We start from the raw sequence: 15795 nt of genomic DNA, 5'->3' as shown, positions 1-15795 counted from the left end.
ATGACGTCTCAATCAGGAAATAACGAAAGCAAGCCGGGATTTCTGCCGATCGAAACGAACTGGTTCGACCGGCTCTTCATCTCGGTGGTGATCTGGGTCGCGCTCTCTCTGTTCTGGATGCGATTCATCGAGCCGGCCGGGCTTTCGGTCTGGTTCGCAGCAGTAATCTCTGCCGTCCTCGGCGCCTATATCGTCTGGAAGGGATGAGCCAGATGAATGACATCATGAATACGAGCCTAGCGGCTTTTTGGAGGAACGACATTGGCAAACGTACAGGTTAGCGACGTCACCAAGAGGTATGGCGCGCTTCAGGTCATGCACGGCGTCAGCGTCGACATCGAGGATGGCGAATTCGTCGTGCTGGTCGGCCCCTCCGGCTGCGGCAAGTCCACGCTGCTGCGCATGATCGCCGGCCTCGAGACCGTCAGCGGCGGCGACATCCGGATCGGCGGCCGGGTCGTCACCAACGCTCCGCCGAAGGAGCGCGACATCGCCATGGTCTTCCAGAGCTACGCGCTCTATCCCCACAAGACGGTGGCGGAGAACATGGGCTTTCCGCTGAAGATGGCCAAGCGCCCCAAGGCGGAGATCGACGAGAAGGTCGGCAGGGCGGCCGAGATCCTCGACCTGACGCGTTATCTCGACCGCTATCCGAAGCAACTGTCGGGCGGGCAGCGTCAACGCGTGGCGATGGGCCGCGCCATTGTCCGCGATCCGCAGGTCTTCCTGTTCGATGAACCGCTGTCCAACCTCGACGCCAAACTTCGCGTCACCATGCGCGTCGAAATCAAGGAGCTTCATCAGCGGCTGAAGACCACCACCGTCTATGTCACGCACGATCAGATCGAGGCCATGACGATGGCCAACAAGATCGTGGTCATGCGCGACGGCAGGGTCGAGCAGATCGGCAAGCCGCTCGACCTTTACGACTTCCCGGTCAACCTCTTCGTCGCCGGCTTCCTCGGCAGCCCGTCGATGAACTTCCTTCAGGGCCGCATAACCACCCGCGACGGCAGCAAGGTCGTCGTCACCGACCAGGGCGTCACCCTGCCCCTCGGACATACGGATGCGGAGGAAGGACGAGCCGTTACCTATGGCATCCGACCGGAGCACATCACCATCGGCGACGACGGCGTTCCTGTGGAGGTATCGGTGTTCGAGCCCACCGGTTCGGAGACATTGATCTTCGGCCGCGTCGGAGGCGTGCCGATCGACGCGCTGATCCGCGAGCGCATCGAGGTCGATCCCGGACGAACGATGTACTTCCACATCGATCCCCGCCGTGTGCATATCTTCGATCGGGAAACGGGCCAGAGACTGTAAGGGAGACGACCATGAACTTCAAAGGAAAGACGGTCATCGTAACCGGTGCCGGCAAAGGCATCGGACGCGAGATTGCGAGGATGCTCGTCGAACGGGGTGCTGATGTCGTTGCCCTCACCCGCAGTGCCGCCGACGTTGACGCATTGCGAGAGGAACCCGGCTGCCGCGGAATCCAGGTCGATCTCGCAGACGCCGATGCGACGAGGAAGGCGGCAGTTGCCGCCCTGCCCGCGGATTTCCTTATCAACTGCGCCGGCACGACCGAACTCCAGCCGTTCCTGGATACGACTGTCGAAGCATTCGACCGCCTTGTCGCGGTCAACACGCGTGCGCCGATGATCGTGGCGCAGGAATATGCCCGTTTCCTGATCAAGGAGGGCCGCAAGGGCGCCATCGTCAATGTCTCGTCGGTCGCCTCGTTTGTCGGTATTCCCGACCACGCTGCCTATTGCGCGTCGAAGGGTGGATTGGATGGTTTGACGCGGGTCATGGCAAAAGAGCTTGGGCCGCACGGCATCCGCGCAAACGGCGTGCACCCGACGGTGACGCTGACGCCAATGGCGGTCAAGGCATGGAGCGATCCGGAGAAGGCCGCCGGAATGATGCAGCGCATTCCCGTTGGGCGCTTCGCCGAGCCGACCGACGTTGCAGAGGTTGTTCTGTTCCTGCTCTCGGATGAGGCGGCGATGGTCAACGGGATATCGATGCCGGTGGACGGCGGCTATATGATCGCCTGAGGCGGCAAGCGCCGCGCGTCTTTGTCGACGCGCAAAGGTGCAAAGGATCAAAGGGACACGGGCCGCGATCTTGGCTTCTGCACCAATCGGCGCAGCTGTTCCTGATCAACAAAATCATCCGTCACGCCGGCCTCTTTATCCGGATGACTGAAAACAAGACCGTCGGAATCCTCAAGCTTCAGAGCTTGCTCGGTATTCATGATCCCGAGCGGCTGGCGCTCATACTCGGACTCGAGCGCCGCCTCGACAATGGCCTTCTTCTTGCGCATGTCATCTCCTCCGTTCGCTAGAGCCCGGGTTAGATCAAACCCGGAAAACTCTAGGTTAACGGACAGCCGGACTCGCGGTTCCCATCAGGGATTCACGATATAAAACCAGCTGACACGAAGGCTCCGGTCGATATACCGCCGGCGGCCGCGCGGACGGCCTAACTCGGCGAGGCGTCAGGCCCGCCGGCGGCTCTTTGAATCAAGCGGGCAACCACTTCGGTCCGGTTCTGCGCCTGCAGCTTTCGCATTATGTGCTGCAGATGCATCTTCACCGTATGCCCTGACAAATTGAGTTTTCCTGCAATGACCTTATTTGAACAGCCGGATTGCAACTCCGCGAGGACATCCGCCTCCCGGGGCGTGAACTCGGCAAGCGCCAAATACTGCGTCCTCTCATCCAGGCTTTTCTCGGCCTCATTTCTGACCGGGCTATGCTCGTTTGAGGCGTTTGCCACGGCCCCCAAAAGCTGCGGGAAAAATGTTCCTCCCGCCAGAACCAGACGAAGACCGGCAAGGGCAATGTCGATCGGAAGTGACGTCGAGAAAAAGCCGCGGATGCCCATCTTGAGCGCCTGACGAGCGATAATGGCGTCATCCGTACTTGAGAGCAACGTGATAGGAACCTCAGGAAAACGTGCAGCAATCGCGGCGAGATCATCCCGCAGGCTGATGCTCTCAACGCTTCTGCCGGCCAGATCCAATGCAATCAAACGTACCTCGGCTCCAAGCGCCCGATCGAGACTCTCAGTCGAGATCAAATCGATAAGGTTCCACCCGGCGAGTTCACGCTCAAGAAGCTTCACCACGGTCGTGCGCGCCAGTGTCGAATGCTCAATAATGATCACAGTTGGTGCATTGCGCCGGCGCTTTGTTCCAGCACTGTCGGACACTTGCGTGCTCCCCAGAATATGTGCAACCCAACAGTTATTCATCCTATTCCAGTTCTCGTTGTATGTCATGATAAAAAGCGAGCGTATTATCGACATCAACGGCCTGATCTCTCATGATAATTCTTATAGTCTATAAGATATCATCGATAGATAACTGTGGTTCACAGAGCACATTCAAGATAGTGTTGCGTCTTTATCTTCTATCTCGACTTGCTGCCGAATATTTTTGAGTCTTCTCCGAATTCACGTACAGCAAGTGGGTCAACAAATCTTCCAAAGCCACTGAAAATCCAACCGATCTGCTACAGACATATTCAGCAAAAAGCTGTTGGATTTAACCAATCATCGATCGTCTCGGCTTTGTTTGCCTATATCAATTCAAAACAGCCGCAGAGACCGACAACAAAACGACAAACGCGAAAAGCAACAAAAGCGTGAGATCGCCGACTACCCGTTATGATTACTGAAAATCGCGTTCAAATGACGCATTAATACCAGTCAGCATCGTTTTTCACCCGGGCAGCACCGCGCAGGCGCCGACAATGCAGATAGCTCAGGGTGGAAAGGTTGGTCTCTCAGTAAACCGGCCGTTGCGGGCCATGCCCGCCAAAGAGACGAAAACCGGGGAGGAAGCGATTTAAAGTATGGCTTGAAAAATGGCACCGGAGACAATCTCGTGCCGTTGAGCCCGCGCAATACAAGCGAGGAGTTTATCCTCTTGAACAGGATGCCGAAAACCGCTCACACTTTTCGGCATCATGCTCAGCTATGCATGAAACTCAGAATGTCGTCCACGAGAGCCGAATGGGCGTCCGTCAGGTTCCCTTCTCCGCCGTGGCCTGCGATACCGGCCAGCTGAAGCGCGTGCTGATCATAGAGAACATGATCGACCTGTTGCGCGTCCGCCGTCCCGCCGGCGGGAACGGCAATGTTGATGGGATGGAAATAGCCGAAATTGACGTCGACCATGCTGCCGGTCGAGGATCCGTCGCCGCCACCGCCACCGGCATGGTTGCCGGTGAAAATCGTATCCGACGACAGGTTGAAGCCACCGCCATTGCCGCCCATGCCTGCGATCTGCACAGTGCCCTGATCGAAAATCACATTGTTTGTCTGATGCGCCTCCGCCAAGCCGCCTGCGGCGCCGATGGCGATGTTGATCGGCGAGAAGATGGCGATGCTTACGTCGACCATGCTGCCGACGAAATATCCATCGCCGCCGTGGCCCGCATAATAGTCGCCGGTCAATGTCAGCGCAGTTCCCGGGCTCATCGACGAGCCATGGGTCGCGACATTATGGTCTCCGCCCGAGCCGCCTATGCCGCCCATCTGGGTTGCGCCCTGCAGGAACATTGCGTTGTTCGATTGCTCGGCGTGAGCTTCGGCACCAGGACCTGCAGCCACAGCAGTATTCACGGGCGCAAACAGCGCGACTTCGGTGCTGACCATCCCACCGTAGAAGATCCCATTGCCGCCGGTGCCGGCATGACTGGCGCCCTCGCCGCCGCCGATGGCAACATTGCCGCTTCCGCCATTCCCGCCGATCCCAGCCATTTCGGTGGGATGCTGATTGATGAGCGCATCGTTGCCCTGGAAAGCGTCGGCACTCGAATGAGGCCCCGCGATCGCCGCATTGGACGGCGTGAAGACGGCCAATGCGTTGCTGCTGATCACGCCTTCGCTGATCCCGTCACCACCGCTGCCGGCTGAATTATGACTAGAGCCGGAAGCAACATCCAATGGAAGCCAGGTCGGCATCAATGCCAGGTGCCCCGCAGCCACATTGGGGGCGAGGTTTTGATCGGTGCCCGACTTGGGCAGGTCTTCCAATAAGGGCCGAGGTTCCGCCATTACCGTCTCCATTCGCGTTGACCGCGCGTCCACCGGGCATGCGGCGCCGTGCAGCCTGAATTGATCAGGCATTGTGCATCTGAACCTCGGAAAAGCAGAGCCTGCAATTCGTCTACATCCAGTCGGCTAGTTCTGTAGCCATTTGGCTGTCATGGCCGCAACGCTAGTTGTGCGTGTCTGCGAGCACCGAATCCGCCTTTGCATTAGACGCCCTGCGTCGCTTCGGCGCGGTCGAAGACATGATCATGACCGTGCGGCCCTGCGCCAAAACACCAAACACCGATCCAAATAACGCCAGGGAACATCAAGTATACATCCTAAGGAATGTCCCCGAAAATCCGGGTGGTTCGAAGTTTAAATCGCGAGCAATATTCGTCTGCGGTCGTATTGGCTGCGGTGACATGCTGGAACGCAGGCCGCAGGGGGACGCCGTAACAACAAACAAGCACGCAACCAAGTAGAAGGAGTGACATCAATGCCTATTCCACAAATATCCGACACGATTCATCTCAACCATCCGGATGCGGGTGACGCGAATGCCGGCAACGGTGGTGATGGCCACAACGATGGGAACATCAACTACAACCCGGTCGCCTATGTCGACCCCACACAAAAGGTCTACGGGGCAACGACCGATGTGCACAACGGCGATCACGTTTGGCAGACGGCAGATTGGGACGCCGGCCATGGCGGAAACGGTGGCTTTAGCCAGGCCCAGAACAACTTCCTGGCGGCAATCGCGCATAGCGGCGCCGGCGGCGCGGGCGGAGATTCCAACTCCAACGGCAGTCAAGGAAACACAAGCGGCGGCGACACGGCTGCGGTGGCTGCGGCGACGACCGCGACACAATATACGCAGCTTATGGCCGATCAGCATGCCACCATCCTCGCCGGTGTCGGCGGCAACGGCGGCAACGGAAACATGGCTCACGGCGGCGATATCTCGTCGGCATTGGTTCACACGGATCCCGAAACGACGACGGTGACCAATTCTCTCGATCACTTCATAAACGCCTTCGGCCACATCGACGTCGACCATCTCGGCTCCTGAACTCAGACATCAAGGGCCGCTGGTTTCGGCCGGCGGCCCTCAAGGTAAGCAGCCTCTTCTTGTCAGTATCAAGTGCAGCGAGATCTGATAATGACAACGATTTCCATAAAGCCACCGCACCCGCCGACACAGCTCGTTGTTGCACTCCGGGCTTGTGCCGGAGCCTTCGGGTTGGTCTTCCTTTACAGCTGCGGCTACAATCTCTTTCTTCTCACGCCTTCCATCTATCTCCTGCAGATCTATGACAGGGTCCTGTCGAGCCGGAGTACCGACACGCTGCTGATGCTGACGATGATCATCGCCATCGCCGTGTTGGTCGGGTCGACGCTGGACATCGTGCGCAGGGCAGCTCTTTCGCGCATCGGCAGCTGGCTGGACCACAGGCTGCGGCCGATGGTGCTCACCGCATCGTTCGAATATGCCGCTCGCGCCGATACTGGAGCCGCCACGGAATGCTACAGGGATCTCGCCGCATTACGCCAGTTCCTCGATTCACCGGCCAGCTCGCTCTTATTTGACGTTCCGTGGGCGCCGGTATTCCTGCTTCTGCTCTTTCTTGTTCACCCGCTGCTTGGAACCATCGGTCTTCTGTGCGCAGTTGCGCTGCTGCTGTTTGCGTTGGTGACGGAACTGGCGACGCGAGCGCCGCTTGCTCACGCCAATCTGGCCCTTTCGAGGAGCTATATGCGATTTGCGACCGCGCTGAAAAACATCGAGGTGATCCGGGCCATGGGCATGCAGGACGGCGCCGCGCTGATCGTCTATCGCGATGCCGAAATGGCAAGAAGGGCCCAGGACATCGCGATGCATCGCACGGAGATCATTCTTGGTTTCTCCAAATCGATCCGCACACTTGCGCAGATCCTGATGATGGGATCGGCGACATGGCTGGTGCTCATCAACAGCGGCAGTCCCGGAATTATCTTCGTTGCGAGCCTGCTGCTCGGGCGCGGGCTCGCGCCGATCGAGGGCGCAATAGGAGCATGGCGCTCCTTTATGTTTGCGCGCAATGCCTTCAATCGCTTGAACAGAATGCTGATAACCGTTGCATCGGAATGCGATGCCCGAATGGTGCCGCTGCCGGAACCCAACGGCCTCGTTCTCGACAATGTCACCTATATCAAGCCATTCGCCGATCGGCCGATATTGACCGATATCACATTGCGCCTGGCACCTGGCGATTGCATCGCGCTCATCGGTCCGTCGGGATCGGGAAAATCGACATTGGGCCGCATCATGGCAGGCGTTGTGCCGGCAACGAGCGGATATGCTCTTCTCGGCGGGGTCGATATCTCGGCGCTGCGCCTTTGCGGAGGGACCTGCCACGTCGGATACCTGCCGCAGGATATCGAACTCTTCGGCGGAGCAATCAAGGATGTGATCGGCCGGCTGGATGGAGGAGATCCCGGCAAGGCGATCGACGCCGCAAAGCTGGTTGGATTGCACGACGCGATCATGCGGCTGCCGCAGGGCTACGAGACCGACATCGGTGAAGGTGGAAACCTGCTCCTTCGGGCTCAGCGCCAACAGTTGGGACTGGCACGGGCGGCTTATGGAAACCCGTCTCTTATCGTTCTCGACGATCCGAATTCGAGCCTGGATTATGACGGCGAACGCATGCTGTTTACGGCAATCGAGCGCATGAGATCCAGGGGGATGACCGTGGTTATCATAACGCACCGGATGGGGATCCTGCCGGTCACCAACAAGATTGCCATTATGCGCAACGGGACGGTGGCTGCCTTCGGCGACAGCGAGCGGATTTATGAAACCTATCTTCAACCACCGGCTCGAACGGGAACATAGGGAAGGACGCTGCCATGACCCTTGTTCCACTGGACGCTACGCCGGCGAAAATTTCAAATTCGTCAAGGTTGGGCCAGCGGTTTGCTCAACGATCGACAGCCAGACAACAGACGGCCTATCTGCCGGTGATCGAACAAAAGCAGCGCGGACCCGCGGCCCCTTCGCCCATGCCGGTGCTCAGAGGGGTCGTCTGGACGGGCAACCTGCTGATTCTGGTCTTTGTGTTCGGATTGGGAATCTGGTCGGCTCTGGCACCGCTGCAAAGCGCTGCGGTCGCATCGGGCGTTATCGAACCGGAGACCAGCCGCAAGACCATTCAGCACCTGGAAGGCGGCATTGTGCGACGGATCCTCGTCCGGAACGGCGATAGGGTGATGGCCGGGCAAATCGTGATCGAGCTCGACGACACGAAGTCCCGCTCGGAGCGCGACAGCATTCAAGGGCAGCTTTGGGACGCCGAAGGCAGCCGCGCCCGCCTGCTTGCGGAGCAGACGGGCGGCGACCATGTCGCCTATCCTGAGGATCTCAGGGCAGCCATGGACAGATATCCTTCGGTCAGCGCGGTTCTGATCGGGCAACAGAAAATCTTCGAAGCCCGCCGCCGGGTCATGCAGGCGGAAATTCAGATCGCCAATGAAAAAATCGCGCAGGTGCGGCAGGAAATCGTCGGACTTGGTGCTCAGAAGGCAGCACTGGCCGACAGAGCCGCAATCTCGCAGGAAGAACTGGATCAGGTTACGGTTCTCACTGCCAAGGGACTGGAAAGAAGGAGCAGGCTTCTCAACCTCGAGCGCGAAAAAGCAGACCTTGACGGCCAGCAGGGCCAAGTTGGGGCACAGATCGCTCGCGCCTACCAGGTGATCAGCGAGGCACAGGCCGATCTCGCAAAGCTTGAGAGCGACCGCTTGAGCGAAGTCGCCCAAGGCATGCGCGATACGGAAAGCCGGATTATGCAATTGCGCGAGCGCTTGCGGGCGATCGATGACCAGCTTGCAAGGACCGATATCCGGGCTCCTGAAGATGGAACAATCATGAACCTGCGCATCCACACATCAGGCGGGGTGGTCGGCGCGGGCGAACCGCTCGTCGATCTACTGCCACGCTCCGATCGCCTGATCGTCTCTGCCCATGTCAGACCGGAGGACATCAATCTTGTCCATGCGGGGCTCGAGGCACAGGTGCACCTTCTTCCATACAATCAGCGGCGCGTTCCACTGCTGAAAGGTCGGGTCGAGTATGTGTCGGCCGACCGCCTCACCGATACGCAGAGCGGCCAGCCTTATTTTGCCGCGACAATCCGCGTAACGGACGAGCGGCTGGCGAAAATGCGTGATGTCGAACTGGTCGCGGGCATGCCCGCACAGACACTGATCGAAACCGGTAAAAGCAGCGTGGCGCTCTACGCTGTCAGACCGCTTCTCGACAGTTTCAACAGAGCATTTCGTGAGGACTGAAGCGGTGATGGGCAAGCGAAAATTTGACGACGACCAGATTACGGGCATTCTGAAGGAGCATCAGGCCGGAGTGACGGTGGCCGATGTTTGCCACAGATACGGCATCAGCGAGCCGACCTTCTATCGGTGGCAATCGCTGCAGTTCGGAAATGTCGGTCTCCATGCCAGAAGGGTGAGAGCCCTGGAGGAGGAGAACCAGAAGCTCAAGAAGCTTTTGGCCGAATCCATGCTTTCGGCGGCAACTCTGAGCGAGATGCTGGCGAAGACGTCGAAGGGGCGAAACTAATCTCTCGGCCGCCTTCTGGCCTGCGCTACCACCATTAGCGCGGCGACCAGCGCGCCACTGACGTCGCGTCCTGGTCGATTGGCCCGGGCGCAACATCGGCTATACTGCACCGGAACTGACGTGCCGGATGCCGATGCCCTCGCCATGGGCGGGCCACGGCGCCCGGCAGTTCGAGGGTCGGGGATTTAAGCGCCCGCGCCGAATGTTTGCGAAGATTCGATGATGACTTCATTGGTTATGACGGACGCATTCCAACGTCTCAGTCTCGCGCTCGCGATCGGCATCCTCGTCGGCATCGAGCGTGGATGGCAGGAACGCGAGGCGGCGCCGGGCAAGAGAGTGGCGGGCATCCGCACCTATGGACTGTCGAGCTTCCTCGGCGGCTTTTGCGGTTTCCTGCAGCCGATCACCGGGCCGATCCTGCCGGCGGCGATCTTTGCGTTTTTCTGCATCATGATCCTCAGCTTCAGCCGCATACAGGCCGTGCAGGAGAAAGATTACAGCGCGACAGCCGCAATTGCCGCGATAGTGGTGTTCGCGCTCGGCTTCGGCGCCGTCGTTGCGGACATGACGGCGACGGCAGCGAGCGCCGTGGCGGTGACGGCGCTGCTGGCGGCGCGGGAGCCGCTGCATGGATTTCTCCGGAAATTGACTTGGCTCGAGTTGCGGGCGGCGCTGATCCTGCTGACGATGACGGTGGTCATTCTTCCCATTCTTCCCAATGAGACGGTCGATCCCTGGGAGATGATCAATCCCTTCGAACTCTGGATGCTGACCATCCTGGTGGCAGCCGTCTCATTTGCCGGTTACGTGATGATCAGGCTCAGCGACGCCACGGCCGGAATATTGCTGACCGGCGCTTGCGGCGGCATCGTGTCCTCAACGGCGCTGACACTTTCCTTTGCCCGCCAGTCGATTGAGATGCCGGCTCTCTCAACGCTGCTTTCGGCCGGAGCGATGCTGGCCGGGGCCGTATCGCTCACCCGTGTGCTTTTGATCTGCGGCGTGCTGGCGCCTGATGTGCTGATCGAGCTTGCACCATCACTCGGCCCGGCTGCCGCGATCCTTGCCGCGGGCGGCGGCCTCCTCGGATTGCGGCGGCGGTCCGAGGGCGGTTCCGATTTTTCACCGCAAAATCCGCTTGAGGTAATGGTCGTGTTCCGTTTTGCGCTTCTGCTTGCCGCCGTGACCATCGTGACGCGGGCGACGTTGGCAGCCTTTGGAATGCAGTCGCTGCTCGCTGTCGCCTTCATCACGGGACTGGGCGATCTCGATGCGATAACTCTCTCGATCACCAAGCTGTCGTCGCCGACCGTGCCTGCGGATGCGGCCGCCCAGGCGATAGCGGTCGCCGCCTTCGCCAATCTTCTGGCCAAAACCGGCCTTGCGGCAAGTGCAGGAAGCCTCGGCTATTCGGTTCGGCTGGCAATCACAACCGGCATAGCGACGCTTGCCGGCGCCGCCGGCTTGTTGCTGACGTGAACGGCCTGAAGCTCAATGATGACAGGCGAAGGTGAGGCAAGTTTTTAGGATGTCCTTCCCGAGAGACGGGTGACAGTTCATATCGGAGAAAGCCTACACGACCTTTCCGATGCTGATGATCTCATAGGCCGCCAGGTGGACCTGATGCTCAGCCGTCACGGAAGATTCGTATCTTGCTCGCGTCCTTGGGTGCCTGCGCCGGCGCGCCCTGGCAACATCCCGCGCTTTGCCGGCATCGTCGACCGAACAAAGCCTGCAGGATGGTCATTGAAAATCGGGGCAGGCTTACGTCGTTGATCCTGAGATGGATGCGGCGTGAGCCGGCAAGGCGGCGGCCATGCTACCCATCTGAGGTAACCGGCTTGGTGTACTGTCTTGGAAAATATTCACATCTGGCATCTGGGAGGAGGTCGTTGTCGGGGGTGGCGTCAACCACGCAGTCGGTGAACGGGTGCACATTATTGCTATCAAGACGAATAAATATGTGAGGCAGATCTGTAATGTCGTCCCCAACCTCATCGACTTCCAAGATGTCATCGAAAGAGATTATTCCGGTTACGCTAACATACCCTTTCCTCTCGTCTGGCAGCGCGCCCCATATGCCCGACACGGCGTCGAGCTCTTGGCTGCGATCGTGAGAGCCTCGCCAAGGGTCGCTGATTGGCGATGATCTATCGATGTTAACCGCATTGGCGCAATCCCACCTGTCGTCCTCTAAAAATGCGTAGTGTCTTCGCCAGTTAAGTTCCAACCCCCGGTGCGTGAGACGCGGTTCCGAGAAAACCCACCACCGGAATTCCTCCTTTCCCATCGTATAGGGATAGTCGGTGTCGTCGGCTGCTCGGATGAGAACATTGAAAGATTTTTCGAACGCTCGCTTTAGTTTTCGCTTTATCGTCGTCCTCGCCCTCAGCCTAGCCTGGTCAGAACGTCGGCGGATTTGGAGAGAAAGGCCAAAGTAGGCGAATAACAAATGGTCGTTTTTAGGTTGAAACAATGCATCCTCGAGTTCGGCCTTACCCCAAAGATAGCATTCGGAAATCCCATTTTCGCTGCACCATGATCGAAATCTGTCACGGCAGACCTTTGAAAAATCCGCCGCTGCGCAGAAAATTACCCCGTGGAGGTGTCGCCTCTCCTCTTCGGGAATTTCGCCAAGATATTTGGCTAGCTTTGCCGGCCCAATTTGCCGTTCACGCTTGCATTGGATCAGCCATATCCGATCCTGCTCAGTCTCTTCCTCATCCTCCAAAGCAGCATTTGGGAATTGAACTTCCCATCCACGCGCATCGAAACCATCGTCTGAACCAGACCGGCCCGTCGCCTCAAGTTGCCGCCAATTTCTGAAATCATATAGCAGTTGTCTCACCAGATCTTCGAAGCGCTTAGGCTCAAGAGCGCTGAACTGAAGCGGATTTATGGTTCGAGTATAGCCGGCCTTGGACACACGCATTCCCAGGGTTGCTAACGTGATTCTCAGTATACATGGGCGCAGGCAGATGATGGTACTCGCTGGGGACCAGGGAGCCCAGATCCTCCTCGCCACCGCCACGCGGACCCGTGCAGCCCCGCTCCGCTAACGCTGACACAGGAATTCCTCTGAGGACCACACACCGGAGTGCATGCCGTTTATTCGGCTGACGTCTTCGTATAACCTTTCCCCACTACGGGGGCTATTTGCTATGGATTTTCAAGATTGGGTACCGGCATCAACGAACTGGAAGAATTGATTTTCAACGACCTCACAACGTTCTTAGAAGGTAATGATCGCCACCTACGAGCTGTGAATGACGCATCCAAGATCATTGCGCACGCCAAATTACTCCAACCGGGCAATCTTCCGGCGGAAATCCCTGCTGAGCTGAAAATCGACCCGCCAGCGCTTGCCGACTTTCCCAAATGACTAATCGACTTCGTTTGCAAGCTCGCGCGTGTGCGCCCAGGTGTGCGCGTGAGAAAACGTTAGGTTTTTTGCTCCCCGTTCAGTGGCCGGCGAACAGGGCGACGACAGCAACGGCGTAGCTCACGGCAATCATCAAGTAGGCAATCTGCAAAAGGGTCATCGGCCGATCCTCAAGTTTTGGGGATCTCCTATATACTTGCGTTTCAAATCCAGTTTTTTGTAAATTTCTGACCACTTATTGGATCTGGTGGTTGGGGCGCCACTCAGTTGGAGAGCGGCCAGCCTTTGCCAGTCACAGTGCGGTCGCGCGGGTTGAGTGAAGGGGTGCCGGGCATCGCTCAGTCCCCAAAACCGAACCGGCGCGATAAGCAAACTTTCTCATCCGCAAAATTCGCAATTTGGCCGCCCTCGCCCCGGGGCATGCCACAGTAGCGGCAACGGAGAAGTCGGAAATATCGTTTCATTTACAGTTGATTTCGAAAGCGGCCCAATCGCACGACAGGCTTTCGGCCCTCAAACGAGAGGCTTTCACTAGTGAGGGGGATTTGGATGGCGACTTCCTCGGCCGCTTAAACGCTGAGCATCTTTGGCATTGGCCATTAGCCCACCTATTTCTGCCCGCGACGGATGTTGAAGCTGATTTCGACCAACGTGCCTAGAGCTACCGCCAAAAGGAGAGCGTAAGTGCCGCGATTTATCACCTCTCCCGAGTTTGCCGCACCTGGTGCGTACCTCGCTAGAGCGGCGGCGTATGGCCCGAAGAATTCGGTTGCAATGCCGAAGCCAATGGCGAGCTGGAGCGCGCCGAAAATCACGGCTAAGAAAGTTATAACCCTGGCGATGTGAGTGAAGATCATTTTGTGCCCCCAGCACGTGATGAATACAGGCTTCGGCCAAATCAACAGCCGATTGACGATTCACCAATCTGTTGACGACCGAGACGTTTGAAACGTTGCATGTTGCGCAACCGCCGTACATATTGCACGGTAGAAAAACCGAAGGGAGAGGACGGCTGCAACCATCCTCTCCCGACGCGGGCGTAGCGCCAGCAGTCTCGGAGCGACCAGTTCGCTTTGTCAGAGCGGTCGTTTCCTTGACTGCAGGTCGCACTATGACGCAAATCGTTGATGCCGTGCGCATGAGCGGCGTTTAATCCACATGTTTGCACTAGTAGGTTACCCGCGGTTACGGCTGCCAGGAACGATCAGCGGACGCGCCTCGGCGCATCCTCGATCTGCTCAGGGAACTGAATAAGCCCCCAACACGACATTACGGTTCAGACGAGTCATTATGAGGCCAGACCGCTCCGCTACGTTGCCGGTTCGTCGATCGAAAATCGTCCACGTCTCATGCCCAGACGGTCAATGAGTTTGAGGCCGAACGAAAAGACGTCTTGAAAACGCGAATATGGTGTCGGCACGAGCTAGATCGCCAACTAGCGAAAGGAGATAAAATTTGAATCAGATCAAGAATTTAAAAGTGGTGCCCAGGACCGGAATCGAACCAGTGACACGCGGATTTTCAATCCGCTGCTCTACCAACTGAGCTACCTGGGCTAACCTGCCTCCGATGGTTCTCTTTCAGAAAAAGAACCGCGGGGCCTTGGTTCGCCCCGGAAGCGAGCGGGGTTATAGCATCTTGTTCGGCCATGGCAAGCGTCAAATGACTCTTTTTTGACGGTCTTGCCGGTTTTGCCGATTCATGAGGAAAAATAAGAGCTTCGCTGGCGCTTCAGCTTTTTGTTTATGCATGTCGTTATCCCGGAACCGCTGCACACTTCCGGATGACCAGCATCAGTTTTCCTCATCCGGATATTCGGCCTTCGTCTCGTCGTCGGCAACGGGAATGGCATAGGCGCCGGTCAGCCAGCGGGAGAGATCGACCTCGCGGCAGCGGTTGGAGCAGAAGGGGTAATGTTCGCGGTGTGAGGGTTTGCCGCATTCGGGGCAAGGGCGCGCCTTGCGCAGCGGTTCGACCTTGGCGGCTTTCTTTTCTTCGAGCATGATCGGTCCGTCCTAAAGCATGTCGCGCAAAAGTGTGCAGCGGTTTTGCGATAACGACATGCGAGAAAATATCGGCCTTCGGGGCTCAGCCCTCGGGCCACCGGCTATGCACATCGAAGCCTTCGCCGGTCAAAAGCACAATGGTTTCATAAAGCGGCAGGCCGACGACATTGGTGTAGGAGCCGACCATCTTCTGCACGAAGGTGCCGGCCAGGCCCTGAATGCCGTAGGCGCCTGCCTTGCCGCGCCACTGGCCGGAGGCCAGGTAGTTTTCGATCTCGAAGCCGGAGAGGCGCTTGAAGCGCACCTTGGTCTCGACGATCTTCTGGCGGATCTTGCGATCCGGTGTCACCAGGCAAACGCCGGTATAGACGAGATGGTTGCGTCCCGACAACAGATGCAGCGAGCTCAACGCCTCGTCGGCAAACTCGGCCTTGCCGAGAATGCGCCGACCGACGGCGACCACCGTATCGGCCGAGAGGATATAGCTGCCCTTCCAGGTGATATCGCTCTTGATGGCGGCAAGCGCTGCTTCCGCCTTCTCGGCCGAAAGCCTACGGGCGAGCGAGCGCGGATGCTCCGACTTCTTCGGCGTCTCGTCGATATCCATCGGCATCAGGCGCGACGGTTCGATGCCTGCCTGGTTGAGCAGGTCGACGCGACGGGGCGAGCCCGAGGCGAGAATGAGCTTGTATTTCAGCGCCATGGAACCTCGACCATCGGCAGACGGGAGCGAAAAC

General features: G+C 58.2%; 16 protein-coding genes and 1 tRNA gene. 9 read left to right on the top strand and 8 right to left on the bottom strand.

The genetic code is table 11. The features are described 5' to 3' along the window. Genes RLEG4DRAFT_RS35785 through RLEG4DRAFT_RS35775 form a run of 3 tightly spaced genes read left to right on the top strand, consistent with a single transcriptional unit; the run spans position 1 to position 2060 of the window. On the top strand, positions 1–207 hold the full coding sequence (locus tag RLEG4DRAFT_RS35785; protein WP_003584176.1) for a DUF2160 family membrane protein: 207 nt from the start codon (positions 1–3) through the stop codon (positions 205–207). Between the two features lie 54 nt (positions 208–261). After that, a complete protein-coding gene (locus tag RLEG4DRAFT_RS35780; RefSeq protein WP_003584174.1) occupies positions 262–1323 on the top strand; it encodes an ABC transporter ATP-binding protein in 1062 nt (353 codons plus the stop codon). A gap of 11 nt (positions 1324–1334) precedes the next feature. Continuing rightward, positions 1335–2060 (top strand): SDR family oxidoreductase, encoded by a 726-nt coding sequence (locus RLEG4DRAFT_RS35775; protein ID WP_003584171.1) that lies wholly within the window; start codon positions 1335–1337, stop codon positions 2058–2060. A 47-nt stretch (positions 2061–2107) separates the two neighbouring features. Here RLEG4DRAFT_RS35775 and RLEG4DRAFT_RS35770 read toward each other — a convergent pair whose 3' ends face one another. The 3 genes from RLEG4DRAFT_RS35770 to RLEG4DRAFT_RS35760 form a co-directional block, all read right to left on the bottom strand. Continuing rightward, positions 2108–2329 (bottom strand): hypothetical protein, encoded by a 222-nt coding sequence (locus RLEG4DRAFT_RS35770; RefSeq protein WP_003584170.1) that lies wholly within the window; start codon positions 2327–2329, stop codon positions 2108–2110. Positions 2330–2487: 158 nt separating this feature from the next. Next, positions 2488–3261 (bottom strand): response regulator transcription factor, encoded by a 774-nt coding sequence (locus RLEG4DRAFT_RS35765; RefSeq protein WP_037095026.1) that lies wholly within the window; start codon positions 3259–3261, stop codon positions 2488–2490. A 720-nt stretch (positions 3262–3981) separates the two neighbouring features. Then, positions 3982–5070 (bottom strand): hypothetical protein, encoded by a 1089-nt coding sequence (locus tag RLEG4DRAFT_RS35760; protein WP_003584166.1) that lies wholly within the window; start codon positions 5068–5070, stop codon positions 3982–3984. A gap of 475 nt (positions 5071–5545) precedes the next feature. On the opposite strand from RLEG4DRAFT_RS35760, the gene RLEG4DRAFT_RS35755 reads away from it, so the two are divergent. The 5 genes from RLEG4DRAFT_RS35755 to RLEG4DRAFT_RS35735 all read left to right on the top strand — a co-directional run bounded on the left by RLEG4DRAFT_RS35755 (position 5546) and on the right by RLEG4DRAFT_RS35735 (position 11149). Continuing rightward, positions 5546–6121 carry a hypothetical protein gene (locus tag RLEG4DRAFT_RS35755; RefSeq protein ID WP_003584165.1) on the top strand — a complete coding sequence of 192 codons (576 nt, stop codon included), beginning with the start codon at positions 5546–5548 and terminating at the stop codon, positions 6119–6121. Between the two features lie 90 nt (positions 6122–6211). Continuing rightward, complete coding sequence (locus tag RLEG4DRAFT_RS35750) at positions 6212–7927, top strand: type I secretion system permease/ATPase (RefSeq protein WP_003584162.1); 1716 nt, start codon at positions 6212–6214, stop codon at positions 7925–7927. A gap of 14 nt (positions 7928–7941) precedes the next feature. Further along, complete coding sequence (locus tag RLEG4DRAFT_RS35745; RefSeq protein ID WP_003584160.1) at positions 7942–9381, top strand: HlyD family type I secretion periplasmic adaptor subunit; 1440 nt, start codon at positions 7942–7944, stop codon at positions 9379–9381. After that, entirely contained in the window at positions 9371–9667 is a 297-nt protein-coding gene (locus RLEG4DRAFT_RS35740) for a transposase (RefSeq protein WP_125869677.1), read from the top strand. The genes RLEG4DRAFT_RS35745 and RLEG4DRAFT_RS35740 overlap by 11 nt, the downstream gene beginning before the upstream one ends. Before the next feature lie 219 nt (positions 9668–9886). After that, on the top strand, positions 9887–11149 hold the full coding sequence (locus RLEG4DRAFT_RS35735; protein WP_037094545.1) for an MgtC/SapB family protein: 1263 nt from the start codon (positions 9887–9889) through the stop codon (positions 11147–11149). 340 nt (positions 11150–11489) lie between these two features. Here RLEG4DRAFT_RS35735 and RLEG4DRAFT_RS35730 read toward each other — a convergent pair whose 3' ends face one another. Next, on the bottom strand, positions 11490–12596 hold the full coding sequence (locus RLEG4DRAFT_RS35730) for a restriction endonuclease (RefSeq protein ID WP_003584156.1): 1107 nt from the start codon (positions 12594–12596) through the stop codon (positions 11490–11492). 249 nt (positions 12597–12845) lie between these two features. Here RLEG4DRAFT_RS35730 and RLEG4DRAFT_RS35725 point away from each other — a divergent pair, with 249 nt between their 5' ends. Further along, positions 12846–13052, top strand: a complete 207-nt coding sequence (locus tag RLEG4DRAFT_RS35725) for a hypothetical protein (protein ID WP_037094541.1) — start codon at positions 12846–12848, stop codon at positions 13050–13052. A 608-nt stretch (positions 13053–13660) separates the two neighbouring features. Here RLEG4DRAFT_RS35725 and RLEG4DRAFT_RS35720 read toward each other — a convergent pair. The 4 genes from RLEG4DRAFT_RS35720 to RLEG4DRAFT_RS35705 all read right to left on the bottom strand — a co-directional run bounded on the left by RLEG4DRAFT_RS35720 (position 13661) and on the right by RLEG4DRAFT_RS35705 (position 15761). Beyond that, positions 13661–13909, bottom strand: a complete 249-nt coding sequence (locus RLEG4DRAFT_RS35720) for a hypothetical protein (protein ID WP_003584154.1) — start codon at positions 13907–13909, stop codon at positions 13661–13663. Between the two features lie 623 nt (positions 13910–14532). Then, positions 14533–14608: transfer RNA gene (locus RLEG4DRAFT_RS35715), tRNA-Phe, on the bottom strand. Between the two features lie 237 nt (positions 14609–14845). Next, positions 14846–15055: a DNA gyrase inhibitor YacG gene (yacG, locus tag RLEG4DRAFT_RS35710; protein ID WP_003584153.1), complete on the bottom strand. Its 210-nt coding sequence runs from the start codon at positions 15053–15055 to the stop codon at positions 14846–14848. A gap of 85 nt (positions 15056–15140) precedes the next feature. Beyond that, positions 15141–15761, bottom strand: a complete 621-nt coding sequence (locus RLEG4DRAFT_RS35705) for a Maf-like protein (protein ID WP_003570453.1) — start codon at positions 15759–15761, stop codon at positions 15141–15143. Between the last annotated feature and the right edge of the window lie 34 nt (positions 15762–15795).

The sequence above is a fragment of the Rhizobium leguminosarum bv. trifolii WSM2297 genome, assembly GCF_000271845.1.
Note: the sequence above shows the minus strand (reverse complement) of the source record. Positions and strands in the feature narration are given on the sequence as shown.